Here is a 20123-nt window from a genome sequence, read left to right on the forward strand (position 1 = left end):
CGAACTGAGCCACGATTCGCGATTCGCGATTCGCGATTCACGACTCACGATTCACGATTCACGATTCACCCACGGTATCTCCTCACCCCCACTTCCCTATACGATCTCCCACATGACCACTATATGCAGCCACGCATGAACTTGCGCGCCGATTTCGACAAGATCGAGCTTCAACTCGTGCGAGTCTTGCATACCGTGATCAGCGAGCAAAGCGTCTCGAAGGCAGCCCTGCGCCTGCACAGCACGCAGCCGGCCGTCAGCGCCCAGCTGCGGCGCCTGCGTGCGCTCACGGGCGATGCGCTGCTGGTGCGCAGCGGCGCCGGCATGCGGCCCACGGCCACGGCGCTGGAGCTGCTGGAGCCGGCCCAGCGCCTGCTGCAGGATGCGGCCCGCCTGTTCGGCGCGCCCCAGCGCAGCAGCCGCGGCGCCGGCTTTGACCCGGCCAGCGCCGAGCTGAACCTGCGCATCGCCGCCAGCGATTACCTCGACCCGCTCTTCTTGCCCGAGCTGGTGTCGCGCCTGCAGCGCCTGTCGCCGGGCCTGCGCCTGGACTTGCAGCCGCTTTCGGCCGAGTTCGATTACCGCCGCGGCCTGGCCAGCGGCCAGATCGATCTGGTCATCGGCAACTGGCTGCGCCCGCCGGAGGAGCTGCACCTGGGCCGCTTGTTCAGCGACGAGGTGGTTTGCCTGGTGGCGCGCGATCATCCTTTGCTCAAGCTGCGGCCCAAGGACTGGACCGTGCAGCGCTATCTGGACAGCCAGCATCTGGCGCCCATGCCGCTGTCGGCCGGCCAGCCTGGCGTGATCGACCAGCATCTGGCCGAGCAGGGCCTGAGCCGCCAGATCGCCGTGCGCAGCGCCCATTTCGGCCAGCTGCCGCTGATGGTGGCGCGCAGCTCCCTGGTGCTGACCACCGGCCGCCAGTTCTGCAGCCGCTACCTGGCCAGCCTGCCGGTGGCGGTGCTGCGCTGCCCGGTGGCGTTTCCGCGGCTGAGCTATTACCAGCTCTGGCATGCGCTCTCACACCAGGCCGCCGCCCAGCGCTGGCTGCGCGAGCAGGTGCGGGAGGTGGCGAGGGAGCTGGTCGCTCAAGAGAAGAGTCGACCACAGACCATGCAGGGTGCCTGATGGAAGCTGGCGTTAGTGAAGCAAGTCAGAATCCAAACGCAACCACAGAGGCACAGAGGCACAGAGAGCTTCAGTTTTGAGTTTCTCTGTGTTTCCTCTGTGTCTCCGTGCCTCTGTGGTCTATCCCCGAATTTGCATTTGTATTTGCCCTGAACCTGAAACATGCCCGATCATTCACCGATGAACTTGCCCGGACCCGGCCGCAAGCTCGCCCTGCGCGGCGACCTGCTGGACTTCAGCGCCCAGCCCGACTGGGGCCAGCTGGACAGCCCGGCCGTGCGCTTCCAGCCCGACCACTGGTTGCTGATCGACGAGGCCGGCCGCATCGCCGGCACCCAGGCGGAGGCGCCCGACGCCAGCTGGCAGCAGGTGGACCACCGCGGCCGCCTGATCCTGCCGGGCTTCATCGACACCCATGTGCACTGCCCGCAGCTGGATGTGATCGCCTCCTACGGCGCCGAGCTGCTGGACTGGCTCAACCGCTACACCTTCCCGGCCGAGCGCCGCTATGCCGACCCGGCCGTGGCGGCGGCCGGCGCGGCGCGTTTTCTGGATGCGCTGCTGGCTCATGGCAGCACCTCGGCCGTGGTGTTTCCGACCGTGCACAAGGGCTCGGCCGAGGCCTTGTTCGCCGCGGCCGAGGCGCGCGGCATGCGCTTGATCACCGGCAAAGTGCTGATGGACCGCCACGCACCGCCCGAGCTGCTGGACGATGTGGCCGGCGCCGAGCGCGATTGCATCGATCTGATCCAGCGCTGGCATGGCCGTGGCCGCCTGGCTTATGCGGTGACCCCGCGCTTCGCCCCCACCAGCAGCCCGGCCCAGCTGGCCATGGCCGGCGCGCTCTGCCGCGCCGATGCCTCGCTCTACATGCAAACCCATGTGGCCGAAAACCGCGATGAGGTGCGCTGGGTGGCCGAGCTCTTCCCCGAGGCGCGCAGCTACCTCGATGTCTACGAGCGCGTCGGCCTGCTGCATGAGCGCGCCATCCTGGCCCACGGCATCTGGTTGGACGAGACCGACCGGCAACTGCTGGCCGCGCGCGGCGGGCATGTGGCGCACAGCCCGTCCAGCAATCTCTTCCTGGGCAGCGGCCTCTTTGACTGGCCGGCGGCGCGGGCCAGCGGCCTGGGGGTGAGCATGTCCAGCGATGTGGGCGGCGGCACGAGCTTGTCCATGCAGCGCAATCTGCTGGACGCCTACAAGATCCAGGCTTTGTCGGGCCAGCGCCTGAGCGCCTGGGTGGCTTTGCACGCCGCCACCCGCGGCGCGGCGGAAGCCCTGGGTTTGCAGCAGGAAGTGGGCCACTTTGGCCTCGGTACACTGGCCGATGTGTGTGTTTGGGATTGGGCCCGTGGCCCGGTGGCCCAGGCACGCGACGAGCGGGTGGCGCCCGGCCATGAGCCTCAAGCTTTGCATGAACGCGTGTTCGCCTGGATGAGTTTGTCCGACGAGCGCAATCTGCACAGCTGCTATGTGGCCGGCCAGTGCCGCCACCAGCGGGATTCATAGACTTCTTTGTTTTTGATCGATTGACTTGCGCCAGCCGGATTGACGACCCCATGACTTTGCGACTCGCACTCACCGGCATCAGCAAGCAATACCCGGCCGTCAAGGCCAACGACGACATCAGCCTGTCGGTGCAGCCCGGCCAGATCCATGCGGTGCTGGGCGAGAACGGCGCCGGCAAGTCCACGCTGATGAAGATCATCTACGGCGCCGTCCAGCCCGACGCCGGCCAGATGCTCTGGAACGGCCAACCCGTGCGCCTGAAAAGCCCGGCCCAGGCCCGGGCCCTGGGCATCAGCATGGTCTACCAGCACTTCTCGCTGTTCGACACGCTGACGGCGGCCGAGAACGTCTGGCTGGGCCTGGACAAGGCCTTCAGCCTGGCCGAGGTGATCGCCCGCATGCAGCAGCTCTCGGCCAGCTACGGCCTGGAGGTGGACCCGTCGCGGCCGGTGCATTCGCTCTCGGTGGGCGAGCGGCAGCGGGTGGAGATCCTGCGCGCGCTGCTCACCGAGCCGCAACTTCTCATCCTCGACGAGCCGACCTCGGTGCTGACCCCGCGCGCCGTCGAGCAGCTGTTTGCCACCCTGCGCCAGCTGGCCGCCCAGGGCTGCGCCATCCTCTACATCAGCCACAAGCTGGACGAGATCCGCGCCCTGTGCAGCCATTGCACGGTGCTGCGTGCCGGCCGGGTGAGCGGCGAGGTGGACCCACGCACTCAAAGCAGCGCCGAGCTCTCGCGCCTGATGATCGGTGCCGAGCCGCCGGCCCTGCCCAGCCGAGCGGCCAAGGCCGGCGCGCTGGCGCTGGAGGTGCAGCGCCTGAGCCTGGCCAAGGCCCAGCCTTTCGGCAGCACCCTGGTCGATGTGGGCCTGCGCCTGCATGCCGGTGAGATCCTCGGTGTGGCCGGCGTCTCGGGCAATGGCCAGCAGGAGCTGCTGGCAGCGCTGAGCGGCGAAGACCCGCGTGCGCCGCGTGGCAGCGTCTCACTTTTCGGCAGCGACATCGCCCGCGCCAGCCCGCGCCGCCGCCGCCGCATGGGCCTGCATTTCGTGCCCGAGGAGCGCCTGGGCCGAGGCGCCGTGCCCGAGCTTTCGCTGGCGCAGAATACCTTGCTGACCCGCACCGAGGCCGTCACACGCTGGGGCTGGTTGCGCCAGGCCCAGGTGCAGCGCCTGGCCCAGCATTTGATCGCCCGCTACCAGGTGCGCGCCGGTGGCGCCGGGGCAGCGGCGCGCAGCCTTTCGGGCGGCAATTTGCAGAAGTTCATCGTCGGCCGTGAGATCGATGCGGCGCCCAAGGTGCTGCTCATCGCGCAGCCGACCTGGGGTGTCGATGTGGGGGCGGCGGCGCAGATCCGTGCCGAGCTGCTGCGCCTGCGCGATGCCGGCTGTGCGATTTTGGTGATCAGCGAGGAGCTGGACGAATTGTTTGAACTCTCTGACCGCCTGGCCGTCATGGCCCAGGGACGGCTGTCGCCGGCCGTGCCGGTGGCCGAGACCAGCCGGGCGCAAATCGGCGAATGGATGAGCGGGCTCTGGGCCCGCGAGGGCTCGCGAGAAGCAGGTGGAGGGGGTGCGCATGTTCCGGCTTGAGACCCGCCCCCAGCCTTCCAAGCTGATGTCCCTGGCCTCGCCGCTGCTGGCCTTGGGGCTGACGGTGCTGCTCGGCGTGGGCCTCTTTCTGCTGCTGGGCAAGGATCCGCTGCGTGGCCTGCAGATGTTCTTCTGGGAGCCGATTCGCTCGGCCTATGCCTGGAGCGAGCTGGGCCTGAAGGCCACGCCCCTGGTGCTGATCGCCCTGGGCCTGGCCGTGTGCTTCCGTTCCAATGTCTGGAACATCGGCGCCGAGGGCCAGTTCATCATCGGCGCCCTGGCCGGCGGCTGGGTGGCCATGCAGGCCGGCCCGGACAGCAGCCGCTGGATCGTGCTGGCCATCCTGGCCGCGGGCGTGGCCGGCGGCATGGCCTGGGCTGGCATCACGGCGCTGCTGCGCGCGCGCTTTCATGCCAATGAGATTCTGGTCAGCCTGATGCTGGTCTATGTGGCCGATCTGCTGCTCGGCTATCTGGTCTACGGGCCCTGGAAAGACCCGGCCGGCTACAACTTCCCGCAAAGCATCAGCTTTTTGGCCGTGACCAAGATCCCGCGCCTGATGGAGGGCTCGCGCCTGAACATCGGTGTGCTGATCGCGGCCGGCTCGGTGCTGACCTTCTGGCTGCTGCTGTTCCGCACCTACGCCGGCTTTGCCCTGCAGGTGGGCGGCATGGCGCCGGCGGCGGCGCGCTATGCCGGCTTTTCGTCCAGCCGCGCGCTTTGGACGGCCTTGCTGCTCTCGGGTGCCATGGCCGGCCTGGCCGGCGCGCTGGAGGTGGCCGGGCCGCTGGGCCAGCTGACGCCGTACGTGCCGGCGGGCTACGGCTTTGCCGCCATCATCGTCGCCTTTGTCGGCCGCCTGCATCCGGCGGGCATCGTGTTCTCGGGCCTCTTGATGAGCATGTTCTATATCGGCGGAGAGCTGGCGCAGTCGCGCCTGGGTCTGCCCAAATCCATCACCGGGGTGTTCCAGGGCCTGCTGCTGTTCTCGCTGCTGGCCTGCGACACCTTGATCCACCACCGCATCCGCCTGCGCCGCCCGACTTCGGGTGTGAGTGCGCGTGCTGGCGCGGCCCACGTCTGAGGCTGCCATGGACGCCATTGCGCTCTTGATCGCCGCCTCGCTGAACGCCGGCACCTTGCTGGCCCTGGCGGCCCTGGGCCTGCTCATCAACGAGCGGGCCGGCATCGTCAACCTCGGGGCCGAAGGCCTGATGCTGGTGGCCGCCATCGCCGGCTATGCCACCGCCGTGCACAGCGGCAGCGATGTGCTGGCCTTTGCCGCCGGCATGGGCGCGGGCGGTCTGCTGGCGGCCTTGTTCGGGCTGCTGGTGATCTGGCTCAACACCAACCAGTACGCGGCCGGCCTGGCGCTGAGCTTGTTCGGCAGCGGCTTCTCGGCCTTTGTCGGCCTGCGCTACACGCAGGAGAAGCTGGGCCCGCGGCCGAGTTTCGAGATCCCGGTGCTGGCCGACATCCCTTTCATCGGCCCGGCCTTGTTCAAGCAGCATCCGCTGGTGTATGCGGCCATGGCCTTGACGGTCGGTCTGGCCTGGTTCCTCTACCGCTCGCGCGCCGGCCTGGTGCTGCGCGCGGTGGGCGAGTCGCCCGAGTCCGCGCATGCGCTCGGTTACCCCGTGCGGCGCATCCGCCTGGCGGCGGTGGTGGCCGGCGGGGCGCTGTGCGGGTTGGCGGGCGCTTTTCTGTCGGTGGTCTACACGCCGCTGTGGGTGGAGGGCATGACGGCCGGCAAGGGTTGGATCGCCCTGGCCCTGACGACTTTTGCCACCTGGCGCCCGGCGCGTGTGCTGGCCGGCGCCTATCTGTTCGGCTTTGTCACCATGCTGCAGTTCCATCTGCAAGGGCAGGGCGTGCAGATCGCCAGCCAGTTCCTGAGCATGCTGCCCTACCTCAGCACGATCGCCGTGCTGGTACTGATCTCCAGCAAGCCCGGTTTCATTCGTGCCAACATGCCGGCTGCCTTGGGCAAGCCGTTTTTCCCCGGTACTTGATCATTCGTTTTCTGATCCCCTCAAAGATTCAACACAAGGAGTGCGCACCATGTCCTCGCCGTCTGATCTCCCCAAACGCCGTGCCCTGAAGCTGGCCGCTTATTCGAGCCTGGTCCTGACTGCTGCCCTGGTGGGCTGCAGTAAGAAAGAGGAGGCGGCCGCGCCTGCAGCGGCATCGGCCCCTGCCTCGGCCAGCGCCGCCAAGGCCGAGCCGCTGAAGATCGCGTTCGCCTACGTCGGCCCGGTCGGCGATGGCGGCTGGACCTTTGCCCATGACAACGCCCGCAAGGCGGTGGAGAAAGAGTTTGGCGACCGTGTGCAGACCAGCTTTGTCGAGAAGGTGCCCGAGGCGGCCGATGCCGAGCGCGTCTTCCGCGACATGGTGGGCCAGGGCAACCAGCTGATCTTCGGCACCACCTTCGGCTATGGCGAGTCCATGCTCAAGGTCGCGGCCGACAGCCCGAACGTCAAGTTCGAGCATGCCACCGGCTACAAGCAGGCCGCCAACCAGCGCACCTACGACTCGCGCACCTACGAGGGCGCCTACATGGCCGGCGTGATCGCCGGCAAGATGAGCAAGAGCGGCGTGATCGGCGTGGTGGGCTCCATCCCCATCCCCGAGGTGATCCGCAACATCAACAGCTTCACCCTGGGCGCGCAGACCGGCAATCCGAAGATCAAGGTCAAGGTGGTCTGGGTCAACAAGTGGTTCGACCCACCGCAAGAGACCGAAGCCGCGCAGACGCTGATCAACGGCGGCGCCGACGTGCTGATGCAGAACACCGACTCCAGCGCCGTGCTGCAGACGGCTGAGAAGAACGGCAAGCTGGCCTTCGGCTGGGATTCCGACATGACCGCCTACGGCCCCAAAGCCCATCTGGGTTCGGCCGTCATCAACTGGGCGCCGTACTACATCGCCGCCGTGCGTGAGGCGCTGGACGGCACGTGGGCGGCCGGTCCGGGCAAGCATGCCTGGTGGGGCGTCAAGGAAGGCGCGATCGACCTGGTCTCCATCTCCGAACAAGTGCCCGCCGAAACCCGCGCCGAGATCGACAAGATCAAGGCCGGTCTCAAGGACGGCAGCTTCGCCATCTGGAAAGGCCCCTTGGTCGGCCAAGACGGCAAGGAAGTGTTGAAGGCCGGCGAGGTGGCTGACGACAAGTTCCTGTCCGGCATCAACTTCTACCTCAAGGGCGTGGAAGGCAAGGTGCCGAACGGCAAGTGAGTACGGCAGCCCAGGCCCCGGAGTTTCGCCCGCCCAGCCGCCGGCAAGCGGCCTGGTTCTGGTTCCGGGTCTGGGCCCATGTGCTGCGCCGGGGGCTGCGCAATGCAGCTGACTTCAGCTTGCGCCGCCATCGGCCCGTCTCCGAGCAGGGTTGGGCCGAGGCGCCTGTGCTCGCCGAAGTGCGCTCCCCCTTGTGGCAGGACAGCGCACCCGAGGAGTTCATGCTGCTGGCCGGCAAGGTCGAGAACCTGCGCCGCGCCGTGCCGGCTTTTGATGGCCTCCATCTTCCCGCTGGCCAGACTTTGAGCTTCTGGCGCCAGCTCGGGCCGCCCTGGCGCGGGCGCGGCTTTGTGCCCGGGCGCGAGATTCGCGCGGGCTGCGTGGTACCCACTGTGGCCGGCGGCCTGTGTCAGCTGTCCAATGCCTTGGCTCGAGCCGCGCGCCTGGCCGGCTTCGAGTTCCTGGAGCGACATGGCCACAGCGCGCGCGTGGCGGCAGAACCGGGCTTGGGTGGCACCAGCATGGATCGCGACGATGCCACGGTGTTTTGGAATTATGTCGACCTGCGCGTGCGTGCACCGCTTGACTGCCGTCTGGAGCTGGAGCTCAGCGCCGAAGAGCTGATGGTGCGTATCCGTGCGCGACATCCGGTCGGCTCAGCGGGCACGCCGGCCGCGCGCGCCCGGTCACTGCGTACGCTGCCACTGCATCCCGAGGCGCCGCCAGCGCGAGGCTGCCTCAGCTGCGGCGAGCAGCGCTGTTTTCGCCACGGCCGGGGGCCGCGCCCGGCGCCTGAGGCCGCGCGCCGCCTGGTCCTCTTGAACCAGCCTGGCCCCGAATTGCTGCAGTGGCTGGACGGGCAAGCCGGCTGGTCCGAGGTGCAGCGTTGGCGGCCTTGGCAGCAAGCAGCGCGGCGGGCTGCGGCGGATCCGACGCCAGTGACGGTGCCGACGTGGACGCTTCGCCTGCGCCTGCTCGCGCTGGGCCTGTGCCGCGCGCTGGCCTTGCGCCTTCAGCTGCAAGCCTTCTGGCCGCGCCGTGCGCCGCCGCGCCAGGCCTTGATGCAGTGGGCCGATGAGGCCTTGGCACGCAGCTATGCCCGTCACCTGCGCCCCGAGCAGCGCGAACTGTTGCTGGACCAGTCCCTGTTGCTGCCCTTGGCCGAAGCCGGCGCCTTGGGCGGGCGGCGCTACGAGGTCTGGCTGAACTGCCTGCCCATGTCCGAGCTGCAAGCCCGGCTGGACCAGGCCGCGCAGCGTTGGCCGCAAGATCCGAATTTGCGCGATTTTCGCCTGCCGCTCGCGCGGGCGGAGCGGGAGTTGCGGGCTTTGCACGGAGCCGCCGCCCTCTGGACCTCGCATGTCGAGGTGGCCCGGCTGCTGCGCGAAAAGCATGGGCTGACGGTGCAATTGCGGCCCTGGCAATGGAAGCAGGAGTTGCCGCAGGTGCCCGTGCGCACCGGTATCTCCGGCCCACCGCGGCATGCCCTGGCCGGCAGTGCGCTGGGTCGCAAGGGCGCTTGGGAGCTGGCTCAGGTGCTGCGAGAGCTGGGCTGGCCGCTGCGTGTGCTGGGCAGCCCGCCCAGCGATCCCGCGCTATGGGCTGGTTTGAAGGTCGAGCACCGCAGCCCGGACCGTTCGGATGCCCTGGATGGGTTGGACGCACTGCTCCTGCCCGCCTACATCGAGCATGCGCCTCGCTTGCTGCTGCGTGCGCACGGTCTGGGGCTGCCGCTGATCGTCAGCCCGGCCTGCGGTCTGCCGCCGGGCATGGCCTGGGCCGAAGTGGCGGCCGGCGATCCGGCGGGCCTGCGTGCTGCGCTGCTGGCCTTGGCGACAAGCCTGGCTCGGCCTTAGGCGTCCTGGCGCTCGCCGGTTTCCTCGCTGTGCGAGCGCCCCAGCAAATTCATGGACATGGCCCGGGCCACGGCCTGGGCGCGGTTGGCGGCGTTGAGCTTGCGCAGAATTTTCTGCACATGGTTTTTGACGGTCAGGGCGCTGATGCCCAGTTTGACGCCGATCTGCAGATTGCTCATGCCTTCGCGCAACCAGCCGAGGATCTCGCGCTCGCGTTCGGTGATGCCGCAGGCGCCGCTCTGGCGGGCGCTCTTGCTGGCCTGGGGCGTCTCCTGCAGTTCGCGCTCGACGGTCTGCACGCGCTGCCAGGTGCCGTGCAAATAAGGCGTCAGCAGTTCCAGCAGCATGGACTGGCGAGCCTGGTCATCGAGGCTGCCGGCCTCGACGGCCTGGGCCAGCACGAAAAAGCTTTCCAGCTCGGCCGGCCTTTGCGGCCGCGACACGCCGTGCACCAGCAAGCTGGTGTAGCCGTCGCTCAGCAGACCGTGGGCGGCGGTGGTCAGGTCCGCTTCTTCGAGCAAGGGCGCGACGCTGACCCGCAGCGGCTTGCAGCGGTGGGCGACCCAGCGCTGTTGCAGGGCTTGCAGCAAGGCGCTGCGGCCCTCGCTGAAGCTGCTCTGTAGCTCGGCGCTGACGGCCACATTGTTGAAGAGCTCGAACTGCAGCTCGCGGCGCTGGCGCTGGTAGGCACCACAGGCCAGCAGCTGGTGGGGCAGCAAGGCCTGCAGATTGCTCTGCGTCCAGACGAAGAACTGATAGCGGCGCCGAACCTCCAGCGCGGTCTCGGCCGCGCGCACAATGGCCTCGACATGCTTGCCGTTCAGATAACCGCCAGTTTCATCGTTGCGGCTGAAGTCCTCGCTCGCCGCCGATGTGCCACTGCTCATCAGGGGCGGCGTGGCGGCGAGGGTGGGGGGGCAGTCGGGAATGGTGTGCATGTCATCCATGGAAGGGCCGGTGGCGGCAGCAGGCGCAGCTTAGGGGCGGCATATGACGACTTGTTGACCGGCGCAGGATGGTGCGGGATGGCTCTGCGGGGTGGTCTGCTGAGATCAGGGGTGCAGAAACTTTGCTTTTCGTCAAATCTCCGTCACAAAGCCTGTGCACAATAGCGTTCATCCAAGGCGACAAACCGGCTGCAGATTGGGCAGAGTTCTGGAACCCGTCACCAGCGCGTTGGAAACCGTCGTTCCGCAAGGAATGTCCGGAAGTCAGAAGGGCCACAACCTCAGGGTGCGTGGCCCTTTGCTTTTGTGGCCCGCCTTTTGGGCCCTTCGCATAGATCGATGTGGCATTGCGACACCTGCCTTGACCGCGTTCGCCGCCCGCAGGCACACTGGCTGCTCGCTCAACCTATCAACAAGAAAAAGGAGTAACACCATGGCTGCAAATGATCTTGTCGTTTCGCGTGCGTCGGCTGTGCTCCTGAGCCGCATCTAGGCAGTTCTTGCCCCGGGCCGGCCGCTGCGCCGCCCGGATGCTGTGATGAAGTGATCGTGCGTTCCTAGGCCGGGCCTTGTAGAGGCCTGCCGCTGAACCGTTCTGGCACGTCGCCGACGCCCCCCGCCACCCAAGCCCACCTTTCAACAGGTCTGGCGCCGCTGTGCTTTGCGCTTGCAGAGCCCGCGCGCGGACCGGTGCGCTTGCGTCCGGGCCGGCCTTGCCTTCATGAGCGCAGCTTTGCGCTCGTGCCGGGGCATGGCAGGGGCGGCGCAAGCGCACCGCTTGCCCAACGAGCAAACAAAGAATGAACGCTTCCTCCATCCTGGAATTCAACAGCGACTTCGAATCACAAGAACTCCCGGCCCTGCAATCGCTGGGCTTTTCCTTGCAGCACCACCTGCCCGCTCTACGTTCGCTGGGGCCGGTCGCGGCCGGCGCGGCGCCCTGGCGCTTGGTCGAGCTGCAGCGCGACGGCCATGGCCGACTGCAATCACCGCAAGGGCTGCGCGCCGCGCGGGCTTTGCCCAGCCTGATTCAGGCCTTGCACGCCCAGGGCGAAAGCCTGGCCGTGGGCGACTGGTTGCTGGCGCGCGAGAACGCGCAGGGCGAGCTCTGGGCCGAGGCCCGACTGCCGCCCTTTCACGCGCTCAGCCGGCGTGACCCGCAAGGGCGGCGCCAGGCCCTGGTGCACAACGTCGACCTGGCCTTGCTGGTGATGGGCCTGGACCATGACTTCAAGCTCGCGCGTCTGGACCGTTACTTGGTGCTGACGCGCGCCGCTGAGCTGCCGGCCCTGCTGGTGCTGAGCAAGGCGGATCTCTGCCCGGACCTGGAGGCCAAGCTGGCCCAGGTGCGCGCCCATCTGGGGCGACAGCTGGGCACGGCCGTGCTCGATGTGCTGGCGCTGGATGGCCAGCCGGACTGCTGCCGGGCTGCCTTGCAGCCCTGGCTGGGCCGCGGCCAGACGCTGGTGCTGCTGGGCTCCAGCGGCGCCGGCAAGTCGACCCTGAGCAATGCCTTGTGTGAGGGCGCTCAGCAGGCGGTCGGGGCGGTGCGGCTGGACGACAGCCGTGGCCGCCACACCACCACCACACGCAGCCTGCGGCCTTGCGTCGCCGGCGCTTGCATCATCGACACGCCGGGCCTGCGCGGCTTGCAGCTCGATGCCGATGTGGCCACGGTGCGCGCGGCGTTTGATGATGTCAGCGAGCTGGCGCAGGGCTGCCGCTTCCGCAACTGCAGCCACAGCGGTGAACCCGGCTGCGCGGTGCGCGATCAGCTCAGCGCCGGGCGCATGAAGAGCTTCCACAAGCTGCAGCGTGAAGCCGAGCGCGAGAACCAGGGGCCTTTGGAGCGTCGCCAGCAGCTCTCGCAGTGGAAGGCCATGGTCAGCAGCAGCCGGGCGGCGACCAAGCTCAAGCGCGGCTGAGACAGGCCGGGACAGGCCGGGACAGAGCCGGGGCCGCATGGGACACTGCGGCCCGGTTCACCTGTCCACCGTTACATCTCGCACGCCATGAGCACTATCGAACGCAGCCCCGCCGACCTGGCCCAAGCCCAGCTGGAGGCCTACAACGCCAAGGACCTGGAGGCTTTTTGCGCCTGCTATAGCGAGGACGTCAAGGTCTGGCGCATGCCGGCCGAGGCGCCGCGCACGGTGGGCCTGGCCGCATTTCGCGAAAGCTACCGCACGGGGCCGTTTGCAATGCCTCAGGTGCAGGCCGAGGTGCGCGAGCGCCTGCTGATGGGCCAGACCGTGGTCGACCATGAATGGGTGCACGGCCGCGGCCCGGAGGCCCAGCAGGTGATGGTGGTCTACCGTTGCCGGGCGGGGCGGATCGCCGAGGTGTATTTTTTTGGGAATGAGTGAGTGAGTGAGGGTGAAGGGGGTGAACAGGTGAACAGGTGAACGGGTGAATGGGTGAATGGTGAATGGTGAATGGTGAATGGTGAATGGTGAATGGTGAATGGTGAATGGTTCACCAGGCGCGCAGCGCCGCTCACCTGTTCACTTGTTCACTCTGCATTCGGCATTCGGCATTCGGCATCCGCTCGCGCCCGTAAAGAAGTTAAAAGGCCGTCCGGCGCGGGCGGCCGCACGGTCCGGCTGTGCCATGCTTCGCGCCGTTTCTGCTACACCCCTGTTTGCTGCGCGTTCAGCGCGACCCGGCCTTGCCCATGAAAACTGCACCCTGTTTTGCTTTTGCCCCTTCGCTGCTGACCATGAGCCTGGCCCTGGCGGGTTTGCCTGCGCAAGCCCAGAGCGTGGCGCCGCCGGCTGCTGCGGCCAGTGCGCCGGCCAAGGCGGTCGTGCCCCGGCCTGCCGCGCAGCCGGCGGGCAAGAATGAACAGCTGCAGCGCGTCGAGGTCAGCGGCGGCCCCAGCGACGAGGCGGTGCGGCGGGCCTCGACGGCGTCCAAGATCATCATCACCCGGGAGGAAATCGACCGCTTCGGCGACAGCAGCGTCGGCGAGACCCTGAAGCGCCTGCCCGGCGTGACCACCGGCGGCCGGCCCGGCCGCGGCGGTGAGGTGCGCATGCGCGGCATGGGCGGCGGCTACACCCAGATCCTGGTCAACGGCGAGCGCATGTCGCCGGGTTTCTCGCTGGACCAGCTGCCGCCCGAGCAGGTCGAGCGCATCGAAGTGATGCGTGCGCCCACGGCCGAGTTCGGCGCCCGGGCCGTGGCCGGCACCATCAATGTGGTGCTGCGCGAGGCCTTGCAAAAGCGTCTGAACGATTGGCGCGCCGGCCTGAGCCTGGAGCGCGGCCACATCAGCCCGAGCTTGAGCTGGAGCCGCAATGACAAGCTCGATGAGCAAGGCGGCGTCTACAACCTCAGCGTCAATGTCCAGCAGAGCGAGAACCGCGACCACAATCTGTCCACCTCGCTGAGCCGCGACCTCAAGACCGGGCTGCAGAGTCTGCAGCGCACCGACAGCCAGAACGAGGACCAGCGTCGTAACCTGCACCTGACCGCGCGCCTGCAGTGGCGCCTGGACGGCGGCGACACCTTGAGCGTCCAGCCCTTTTTGATGGCCATGCGCAGCCAAGGCCAGAACCAGGCCCAGCTGCAGCGCGAGGGTCAGGTCGACCCGGCGCTCAACACTTTTGACCGCAGCCAGACCGCCTCACGCAACAGCATGGAAATGCTGCGCTTCAACTCCCAGTGGAGCCACCGCATCGACGAAGCGAGCCGCCTTGAGCTGCGTGCCGGCGCTGGCGCCGGGCGCGGCGATTCCAGCAGCCTGCGCGAAGAGTTCAAGACCGGCACACCGGCGCCCAGCCGTATCCAGCAAGACAACACCGACAGCAGTGACCGCAACTGGAGCCTGAACGGTAAGTACTCGCGCCAACTGGAGAACGAGCACAGCCTGGTCGGCGGCCTGGAGGGCGAGGGCACGCATCGCGAGCAGGAGCGCCGCTGCCTGCAGGACGGTGTGGCTTGCCCGGGTCTGCTCGATTTCGGTGACGATCTGGCGGCCTCGACCCAGCGCCTGGCCCTCTATGCCCAGGACGAGTGGAGCGTGGGCAAGCAATGGTCTTTCTACGCCGGCCTGCGCGGCGAGACCATCGCCACGCGCAGCTCGGCGGCCAATTACGCGGTCAGCCACCGCGCCAGCGTCTGGACGCCGCTGCTGCACGGGGTCTGGAAGTTCGACGAAAAGAGCCGCGACCAAATCCGCGCCAGCCTGACGCGCAGCTACCGCAGCCCCAATCTGCAGGACCTGATCGCCCGGCCCAGCATCAATTCCTTCTACCCCTGCGCCAGCGGCCAGGCCTGCGGCCCCAACGAAGTCAACCATGCCGACCGCTCGGGCAACCCGCTGCTGCGGCCTGAGCTCGCCACCGGCATCGACATCGCGTACGAGAACTACCTCAGCAAGGGCGGCATCCTCAGCGCCAGCTTCTTCGCGCGCCGCATCAGTGACCTGATGCGCAATGTCACCCGGCTGGAGACCGTCTCTTGGGCCAATGTGCCGCGCTGGGTGAGCCGGCCGCAGAACATCGGCAATGCCCTAACCCTGGGCTTGGAGCTGGAGGCCAAGTTCCGCCTCGACGAGTTCGTGGACGAGGCCCTACCCATCAATTTGCGCAGCAATCTGAGCTTGTTCCGCTCGCGCGTGGACGGCATTCCTGGCCCCAACAACCGCATCGACCCGCAGCCACGCGCCACCGCCAATCTGGGTGCCGACTACCGCCTGCGCAGCCTGCCGCTGAGCCTGGGCGCTGGCCTGAACTGGACGCCGGCCACCGTCGTGCAGCAAACCCTGCTGACCGAAGCCCGCAGCAGCCGCAAGCTGGTGCTGGATGCCTTCGCGCTCTGGAACTTCGACCGCGACACCCAGCTGCGCCTGTCAGCCAGCAACTTGGCGCCGCTGGACTACACCACCGGCAGCACCACCACCACCGATCGCCTGCAGGTCATCAACGAGGGCGGAGGGCGCAGCTATACGGTGTGGCAACTTCGTTTAGAAATGAAAGTCTGAACCCTGCCGCTTCGACGGTTCTCGGCTAGCATGGTGCCGCTTGCTTCAGCAGGAGGGTGGCGTCCTTGATCGATCGCGTGATGTTCCTTCGGGCCGGGCGCCAGGCCCTGATGACCCTGCTTCTGTGGCCCGTGTTGTCCATGCTCCTAGCGGCCGCTCTGCTTTGGGCGCCGGCCGCGAGCGCCCAGAACCAGGCGCCTGCCAGCAGCGCCGCGCGAGCCCTGCCGGCCGCCAGCGCCGCCTTGCAGCTCAGCGAGGACGAGCGGACCTGGATCGACCAGCACCGCCACCGCACGCTCACCGTGGGCTTCGATCCCTTCGCGGGCATGGACAGTTTCGAGTTCCGCGGCCAGCGCATGGGTCTGCTGCCGGCCCTGCTCAAGGACATGCAGAGCCAGCTGGGCCTGCGCCTGGTGCCCGCCGATGTGAAGGGTTGGGACGATGCCTACGGCCGCTTTCTGCGCGGCGAAATCGATGTGCTCTATGGCGCCAACCCCACGCCCGAGCGCGAAAAAATCATGCGCTTCACCCAGGCGGCGCAGCGCTACCCTTACGTCGTGTTCGCCCGCAAGGACTCGAGCGTGCAGACCTTGGGCGACCTCGACGGCAAGACGGTCGGCTTTCTGGCCGCCGACTTTGTCATCGAGCAGTTGCCCAAGGAGTTCCCCAATATCAAGTTCCAGGTCGCCAGCTTCGACGACCAGGCCGCCGGCCTGCGCGCGCTCAGCGAGGGCCGGGTCGACGGCTTCGTGACCTCGGGCGGCGGCGTCGAGTACGAGTTCTTGCACCAGTTCCCCGGGCTGACCTTGGTGGCCGAGCTCAAGTCCATCACCTCGGACATGACCTTCGCCGTGGCCACGGAGCGGCAGCTGCTGAGTCAGATCATTGACCGCTACATCGCCCAGCGCCCGGAGCAGATCCGGGCCCTGGCCCAGGATGCGGCGCGCAGCTACAACCGCAAGGTGCTGCGTCTCAGCGCCGCCGAGCTGCGGTGGCTGGACGAGCGCGGCGAGGCCGTGGTGGGCGTGGCCGAGGACTACCTGCCCTTCGATCATTACGACAAAGGCCAGTACAAAGGCATTGCCGGCGCCACCTTGCAGCGCATCGGCGAGATCATCGGCATCCGCTTCAAGGTGGTGAGCGCGCCGTTTGCGCAGCTGATGGAGCAGGCGCGCCACGGCCAGGTGGACGTGCTGAACATGGCCAAGACCGACGATCGACTGGCCGACTTCATCTTCCCGCGCGCCATCAGCACCGAGCGCGACATCATCGTCGGCCTCAAGAGCAGCCCGCCGGTCCAGGATGTCTACGGCCTGGACGGCTTGCGGGTGGCCGTGATCGATGGCTTCTGGCATGAGGAATACCTGCGCAAGAACCTCAAGAGCCTGCAGATCGTCAAGACCGCCAACATCATCGAATCGCTGCAACTGGTGCGCGACGGCAAGGCGGCTTATTTGATCGAGAACCCGACCGTGGTGGAGTTCTACATCAACGGCCTGGGCTATGGCGATGTGGTCAAACGCGGCATCACCTCCAAAGACTCCTTCATTTACTTCGGTGTCAGCCGCCGCCAGACCGAGCTGGCCGCCATCATGGACAAGGTCATCCCCCTGATCCAGTTCGAGGAGATGAAGTACCTGGGTATTCAATCGGTGCCCTCGCTGCGCAACGAGGCCAACAGCCAGCTGCTGTTGCTGCTGGCCCTGCTGGGCGCGGTACTGTTGGTGATCCTCCTGCTGACCGTGCGGACGGTGCGCAAGCTGATCGAGCAGCGAGCCAAGACCCAGTTTTTGCGCGAGCGCGAGCACCTGCTCTACACCGACAGCCTGACCGGCTTTCACAACCGCAACTACTTCAGCCACCGGCCCGACCACGGCGAGCCGGCCCAGGCGGCGGACTTCCCGCAGGCTGTGGTGGTGGCGGACATGAACAACCTCAAGCATGTCAACGATGCCCATGGCCACGCAGCGGGCGATGCGCTGATCCAGCTGTTCGCGGAAACCGTGCGCGCGCAATGGCCTGAGGCTGACGCCTACCGCATCGGCGGCGACGAGTTTTTGTTCCTGCTGCCGCGCCGGCGCGAGGCCGCGCTGCTGGCCGAACTGGAGGCCTTGAAGACGCGCTGCCATTTGAACCGCCGCGAGCTGGCGCCTGGCTTCTGGGTCAGCCCCAGCGCTGCCTTGGGCTATGCCATGCGTGACTCCGCCGAGCAGTCGCTCCAGGCCTGCATCGCGCATGCGGACACGCGCATGTACGAGGTCAAGGCCGGCATGAAAAAGCGACGCAGTGACCACCTCGAGTCTGCGGCGTCCGCTGATCGAGCAGCAGACTCCCTGGGCTAGCCGGCCCTCATCAGCGCTCGCGGTAGCCCAGCAGGCGCGCCGGCAAGAAGAGCAGGGCGCGCAGCAGCGCGAACACCGCCTCGACGCTGATGCCGATCAGCCGGAAGGGCAGGCTGATCAGCCAGACCAGAGGCCAGAGCAGGAGCGCCAGCAAGGCCAGCGGCCAGCACAGGATCAGCAAGATCAACCAAAGCAGCAGTTTCATGGCGTCAAAGTGCAGGAAGAGAAGGCACAGGCACTGTAGCCAGGGCAAGGGCGGCCCGTCACGGGCCGGTCGACGGTCCGCACTTCGGGTGGCTTCAGCCGCAGCTCAAGCCGATCAGCAGCAGGCAGAATGCCCGGCGTAGCGATTCGGCGGGTGGAAGGTGCGGCACCTTCACCGCCGGGCGCCGGAGCCCTGTGCATGGAAACCAATTCATCTTCGCCCCCCGTCCTGCTGGACACGCTGCCCGAGCTGGGCCGCTACTGGCAGCTGAAGTACGCCTTGTTGCTGGCGTTGCCTGGAGCCGCTTTGTTGTTGCTGCATGTGCTGCTGAGCTTGCGCCGCAATGCGGCCGACCGGCCCCTGCTGCTGAGCGCTGGCCTCGTCTTGCTGGCGCTGGGTGCCTTGGCGGGCTGGTGGTATGGCGCGCGCCGCCATGCCTTGTACCGCGCCGAGTTGCGCGCCGATGAGGGCGTGGTCTTGTACAGCGGTGTCTGGTGGCGCAGCGAGGTCTGGGTGCCGATGGCCCGGCTGCAGCATCTGGACGTCAGCCAGGGGCCGCTGGACCGGCGCTGGGCCATGGCCTCGCTGAGCTTGCACACGGCCGGCACGCACGACCACCACACCCGCATCGAGGGCCTGCCGCAAGCCTTGGCGCACAGCCTGCGCGAGAGTTTGCTGCCGCGCCAGCGAGGCGAGCATGACTGAGGCCGGCGGGAACACCGCGGCGTCCGCTGCGGGTGCCGCGGCACTCCGTCACCTGCATCCGCTGTCCTGGCTGTTTGCCATCGCTGGGGTCTTGCGCCAGCTGCTGCTTCCCATCCTCGCCTATCTGCTTCTGGGCCAGCGTGATTCGGAGTGGTCGGTCTGGCTGATCGGGCCCTTGGCCGTTTATGCCTTGTGGGCGGTGCTGCGCACGCGCAGCTTCAGCTACCAGGTGTTGGGCAGCGAATTGCTGGTGCGCGAAGGCCTGCTGGACCGCACCCAGCGCCACATCCCGTTTGCCCGCATCCACAACATCAGCCAGCAAAGCCAGCTCTTCCACCGCTTGCTCGGCGTGACCGTGCTGCGCCTGGATTCGGCCGCGGGTGGCAAACCCGAGGCGGTCATGCGTGTGCTGAGTCTGGCCGAGGCGGCCCGGTTGGAGGCCGTGTTGCGCGGCCAGCGGAGCGACTGCGAGAGCGCGTCCCTCGCGCTGCCGCAGACCGATCTGGCCGATCCAGCTGGCCATGATCGCTCTGAGCCGGCCGCTGCGGCTTCGGGCTCGCCGCGCCTCTTGCTGGCCATGCCCTTGCGCGAGATCGTCTTGCTGGGCCTGAGCTCGAACGGCGGCATGTTGCTGGTGGGGGCCTTCTTCGGCGCGGTCATGCCCAATGACCAAGCTCGCCGCCTGCTTGGCCAATGGTTGGGGGCACCGGCTCGTGCCCTGGGGCGTTTGTTCATCGACGATATGAAGGACCACCGCTGGCTGCATCTGCTGATGCTGGGCCTCAGCGCCGTGCTGACGGTCTTGCTGCTGATGCGACTGCTGTCGGTCGTGTTGGCTGTGCTGCGTTATCACGGCTTCCGCCTGGAACTGCAGGGCGAACGTCTGCTGGCGTCGCATGGGCTCAGCACCAGGGTGCGCGCCGGCGCGCGTCTGCCCCGGCTGCAGCGCTGGGAGTTCAGCGCCAGCTGGCTGCAGCGCCGCTTGGGTCGTTGCCGCTTGGGCGTTTCGGTGGCCGGCGACACCGCCCATCAAGACAAAGAGGGTCTGGGGCCGGCAGGCCAGTTCAGCGAATTGGCACCGCTCGCCACGCCGGCGCAAGCCCAGCTTCTTCTGAAGACTTGCCTGCCCGGCCTGGACTGGTCGGAGTTGCGTTGGCAGCGCCTGGGTCGCCCCAGTTTGCGACGCCTGCTTTACGGGCAGTGGCGTTTTGCTCTGCCCTTGGGTCTGCTCTTGATCTTGATCGCGGGCTTGGTGATGGATTGGGCTCTGCCTTGGTATGGCATCGGTGCGGCTGCGGCTGCCTTGTTGCTGGCCGGCCTGGCCTACGCGCGCGCCTGGGTCGCGTTTTCTGCCTATGCGCTGAGCGACGAGGTTCTGGTTTTCCGCAGCGGCGTGTTCACCCAGCGCTGGGTGATCGTGGCGGCGCCGCGCCTGCAGTCCCTGCGTTTTTCCAGCAATGTGCTGGATCGCCGTCTTGGGCTGGTGCATCTGCAGATCGACACCCAGGGCGGGTCCAAATTGCAGCGGGCGCTGGACATCCCTTGCCTGGAGCGGGCTCAGGCCGACGCCTTGCACCGGCGACTCTGGTGCAGTGTCTGAGCGCCGCAGCCG

The 20123-nt window shown here is 67.5% G+C and carries 15 protein-coding genes; 13 read left to right on the top strand and 2 right to left on the bottom strand.

Annotated features, from left to right (window positions below):
- The first annotated feature begins 135 nt into the window (after positions 1-135).
- The 7 genes from ACQY39_RS09755 to ACQY39_RS09785 all read left to right on the top strand — a co-directional run bounded on the left by ACQY39_RS09755 (position 136) and on the right by ACQY39_RS09785 (position 9325).
- Positions 136-1128 (top strand): LysR family transcriptional regulator, encoded by a 993-nt coding sequence (locus tag ACQY39_RS09755; protein ID WP_428505685.1) that lies wholly within the window; start codon positions 136-138, stop codon positions 1126-1128.
- 180 nt (positions 1129-1308) lie between these two features.
- On the top strand, positions 1309-2640 hold the full coding sequence (gene guaD / locus ACQY39_RS09760) for a guanine deaminase (protein ID WP_428505687.1): 1332 nt from the start codon (positions 1309-1311) through the stop codon (positions 2638-2640).
- Positions 2641-2690: 50 nt separating this feature from the next.
- Positions 2691-4232, top strand: coding sequence for an ABC transporter ATP-binding protein (locus tag ACQY39_RS09765; protein ID WP_428505689.1), 1542 nt, complete (start codon positions 2691-2693; stop codon positions 4230-4232).
- Positions 4219-5316 (top strand): ABC transporter permease, encoded by a 1098-nt coding sequence (locus tag ACQY39_RS09770; RefSeq protein WP_428505691.1) that lies wholly within the window; start codon positions 4219-4221, stop codon positions 5314-5316. Before ACQY39_RS09765 ends, ACQY39_RS09770 begins: the two co-directional genes overlap by 14 nt.
- Before the next feature lie 7 nt (positions 5317-5323).
- A complete protein-coding gene (locus tag ACQY39_RS09775; protein ID WP_263563729.1) occupies positions 5324-6244 on the top strand; it encodes an ABC transporter permease in 921 nt (306 codons plus the stop codon).
- A gap of 49 nt (positions 6245-6293) precedes the next feature.
- Positions 6294-7469: a BMP family ABC transporter substrate-binding protein gene (locus ACQY39_RS09780; RefSeq protein WP_428505694.1), complete on the top strand. Its 1176-nt coding sequence runs from the start codon at positions 6294-6296 to the stop codon at positions 7467-7469.
- Entirely contained in the window at positions 7466-9325 is a 1860-nt protein-coding gene (locus ACQY39_RS09785) for a VanW family protein (RefSeq protein ID WP_428505696.1), read from the top strand. The genes ACQY39_RS09780 and ACQY39_RS09785 overlap by 4 nt, the downstream gene beginning before the upstream one ends.
- On the opposite strand, the gene epsA is transcribed toward ACQY39_RS09785, so the two are convergent.
- Positions 9322-10272 (bottom strand): XrtB/PEP-CTERM-associated transcriptional regulator EpsA, encoded by a 951-nt coding sequence (gene epsA / locus ACQY39_RS09790; RefSeq protein ID WP_428505698.1) that lies wholly within the window; start codon positions 10270-10272, stop codon positions 9322-9324. The two genes, ACQY39_RS09785 and epsA, sit on opposite strands and share 4 nt — an antisense overlap.
- 800 nt (positions 10273-11072) lie before the next feature.
- Between epsA and rsgA the strand changes: the two genes are divergently transcribed.
- The 4 genes from rsgA (at position 11073) to ACQY39_RS09810 (ending at position 17601) form a co-directional block, all read left to right on the top strand.
- A complete protein-coding gene (gene rsgA, locus ACQY39_RS09795; protein WP_428505700.1) occupies positions 11073-12197 on the top strand; it encodes a ribosome small subunit-dependent GTPase A in 1125 nt (374 codons plus the stop codon).
- Positions 12198-12284: 87 nt separating this feature from the next.
- Entirely contained in the window at positions 12285-12638 is a 354-nt protein-coding gene (locus ACQY39_RS09800; protein WP_428505702.1) for a nuclear transport factor 2 family protein, read from the top strand.
- A 308-nt stretch (positions 12639-12946) separates the two neighbouring features.
- Positions 12947-15259, top strand: coding sequence for a TonB-dependent receptor plug domain-containing protein (locus tag ACQY39_RS09805; protein ID WP_428505704.1), 2313 nt, complete (start codon positions 12947-12949; stop codon positions 15257-15259).
- Positions 15260-15324: 65 nt separating this feature from the next.
- Positions 15325-17601, top strand: coding sequence for a diguanylate cyclase (locus ACQY39_RS09810; RefSeq protein WP_428505706.1), 2277 nt, complete (start codon positions 15325-15327; stop codon positions 17599-17601).
- Between the two features lie 10 nt (positions 17602-17611).
- Here ACQY39_RS09810 and ACQY39_RS09815 read toward each other — a convergent pair whose 3' ends face one another.
- The gene (locus ACQY39_RS09815) at positions 17612-17806 is read right to left on the bottom strand and encodes a hypothetical protein (protein WP_263563740.1); all 195 of its coding nucleotides are present in this window, start codon (positions 17804-17806) and stop codon (positions 17612-17614) included.
- 198 nt (positions 17807-18004) lie between these two features.
- On the opposite strand from ACQY39_RS09815, the gene ACQY39_RS09820 reads away from it, so the two are divergent.
- Both ACQY39_RS09820 and ACQY39_RS09825 read left to right on the top strand, forming a co-directional pair.
- A complete protein-coding gene (locus ACQY39_RS09820) occupies positions 18005-18511 on the top strand; it encodes a PH domain-containing protein (protein WP_428505708.1) in 507 nt (168 codons plus the stop codon).
- Positions 18504-20111 (top strand): PH domain-containing protein, encoded by a 1608-nt coding sequence (locus ACQY39_RS09825; protein WP_428505710.1) that lies wholly within the window; start codon positions 18504-18506, stop codon positions 20109-20111. The genes ACQY39_RS09820 and ACQY39_RS09825 overlap by 8 nt, the downstream gene beginning before the upstream one ends.
- Positions 20112-20123: the final 12 nt, after the last annotated feature.

It is taken from the genome of Roseateles sp., from assembly GCF_965262435.1.
Lineage (GTDB): Bacteria > Pseudomonadota > Gammaproteobacteria > Burkholderiales > Burkholderiaceae_C > Paucibacter_A.

Bases quoted from the DNA above. Each gene is read 5' to 3' on its own strand.
- ACQY39_RS09775 (WP_263563729.1), top strand. From the start codon at position 5,324: ATGGACGCCATTGCGCTCTTGATCGCCGCCTCGCTGAACGCCGGCACC.
- ACQY39_RS09805 (WP_428505704.1), top strand. From the start codon at position 12,947: ATGAAAACTGCACCCTGTTTTGCTTTTGCCCCTTCGCTGCTGACCATG.
- ACQY39_RS09815 (WP_263563740.1), bottom strand. From the start codon at position 17,806: ATGAAACTGCTGCTTTGGTTGATCTTGCTGATCCTGTGCTGGCCGCTG.
- ACQY39_RS09755 (WP_428505685.1), top strand. From the start codon at position 136: ATGAACTTGCGCGCCGATTTCGACAAGATCGAGCTTCAACTCGTGCGA.
- ACQY39_RS09825 (WP_428505710.1), top strand. From the start codon at position 18,504: ATGACTGAGGCCGGCGGGAACACCGCGGCGTCCGCTGCGGGTGCCGCG.
- ACQY39_RS09800 (WP_428505702.1), top strand. From the start codon at position 12,285: ATGAGCACTATCGAACGCAGCCCCGCCGACCTGGCCCAAGCCCAGCTG.
- epsA (WP_428505698.1), bottom strand. From the start codon at position 10,272: ATGGATGACATGCACACCATTCCCGACTGCCCCCCCACCCTCGCCGCC.
- ACQY39_RS09820 (WP_428505708.1), top strand. From the start codon at position 18,005: ATGGAAACCAATTCATCTTCGCCCCCCGTCCTGCTGGACACGCTGCCC.
- ACQY39_RS09780 (WP_428505694.1), top strand. From the start codon at position 6,294: ATGTCCTCGCCGTCTGATCTCCCCAAACGCCGTGCCCTGAAGCTGGCC.
- guaD (WP_428505687.1), top strand. From the start codon at position 1,309: ATGAACTTGCCCGGACCCGGCCGCAAGCTCGCCCTGCGCGGCGACCTG.
- rsgA (WP_428505700.1), top strand. From the start codon at position 11,073: ATGAACGCTTCCTCCATCCTGGAATTCAACAGCGACTTCGAATCACAA.
- ACQY39_RS09770 (WP_428505691.1), top strand. From the start codon at position 4,219: ATGTTCCGGCTTGAGACCCGCCCCCAGCCTTCCAAGCTGATGTCCCTG.
- ACQY39_RS09765 (WP_428505689.1), top strand. From the start codon at position 2,691: ATGACTTTGCGACTCGCACTCACCGGCATCAGCAAGCAATACCCGGCC.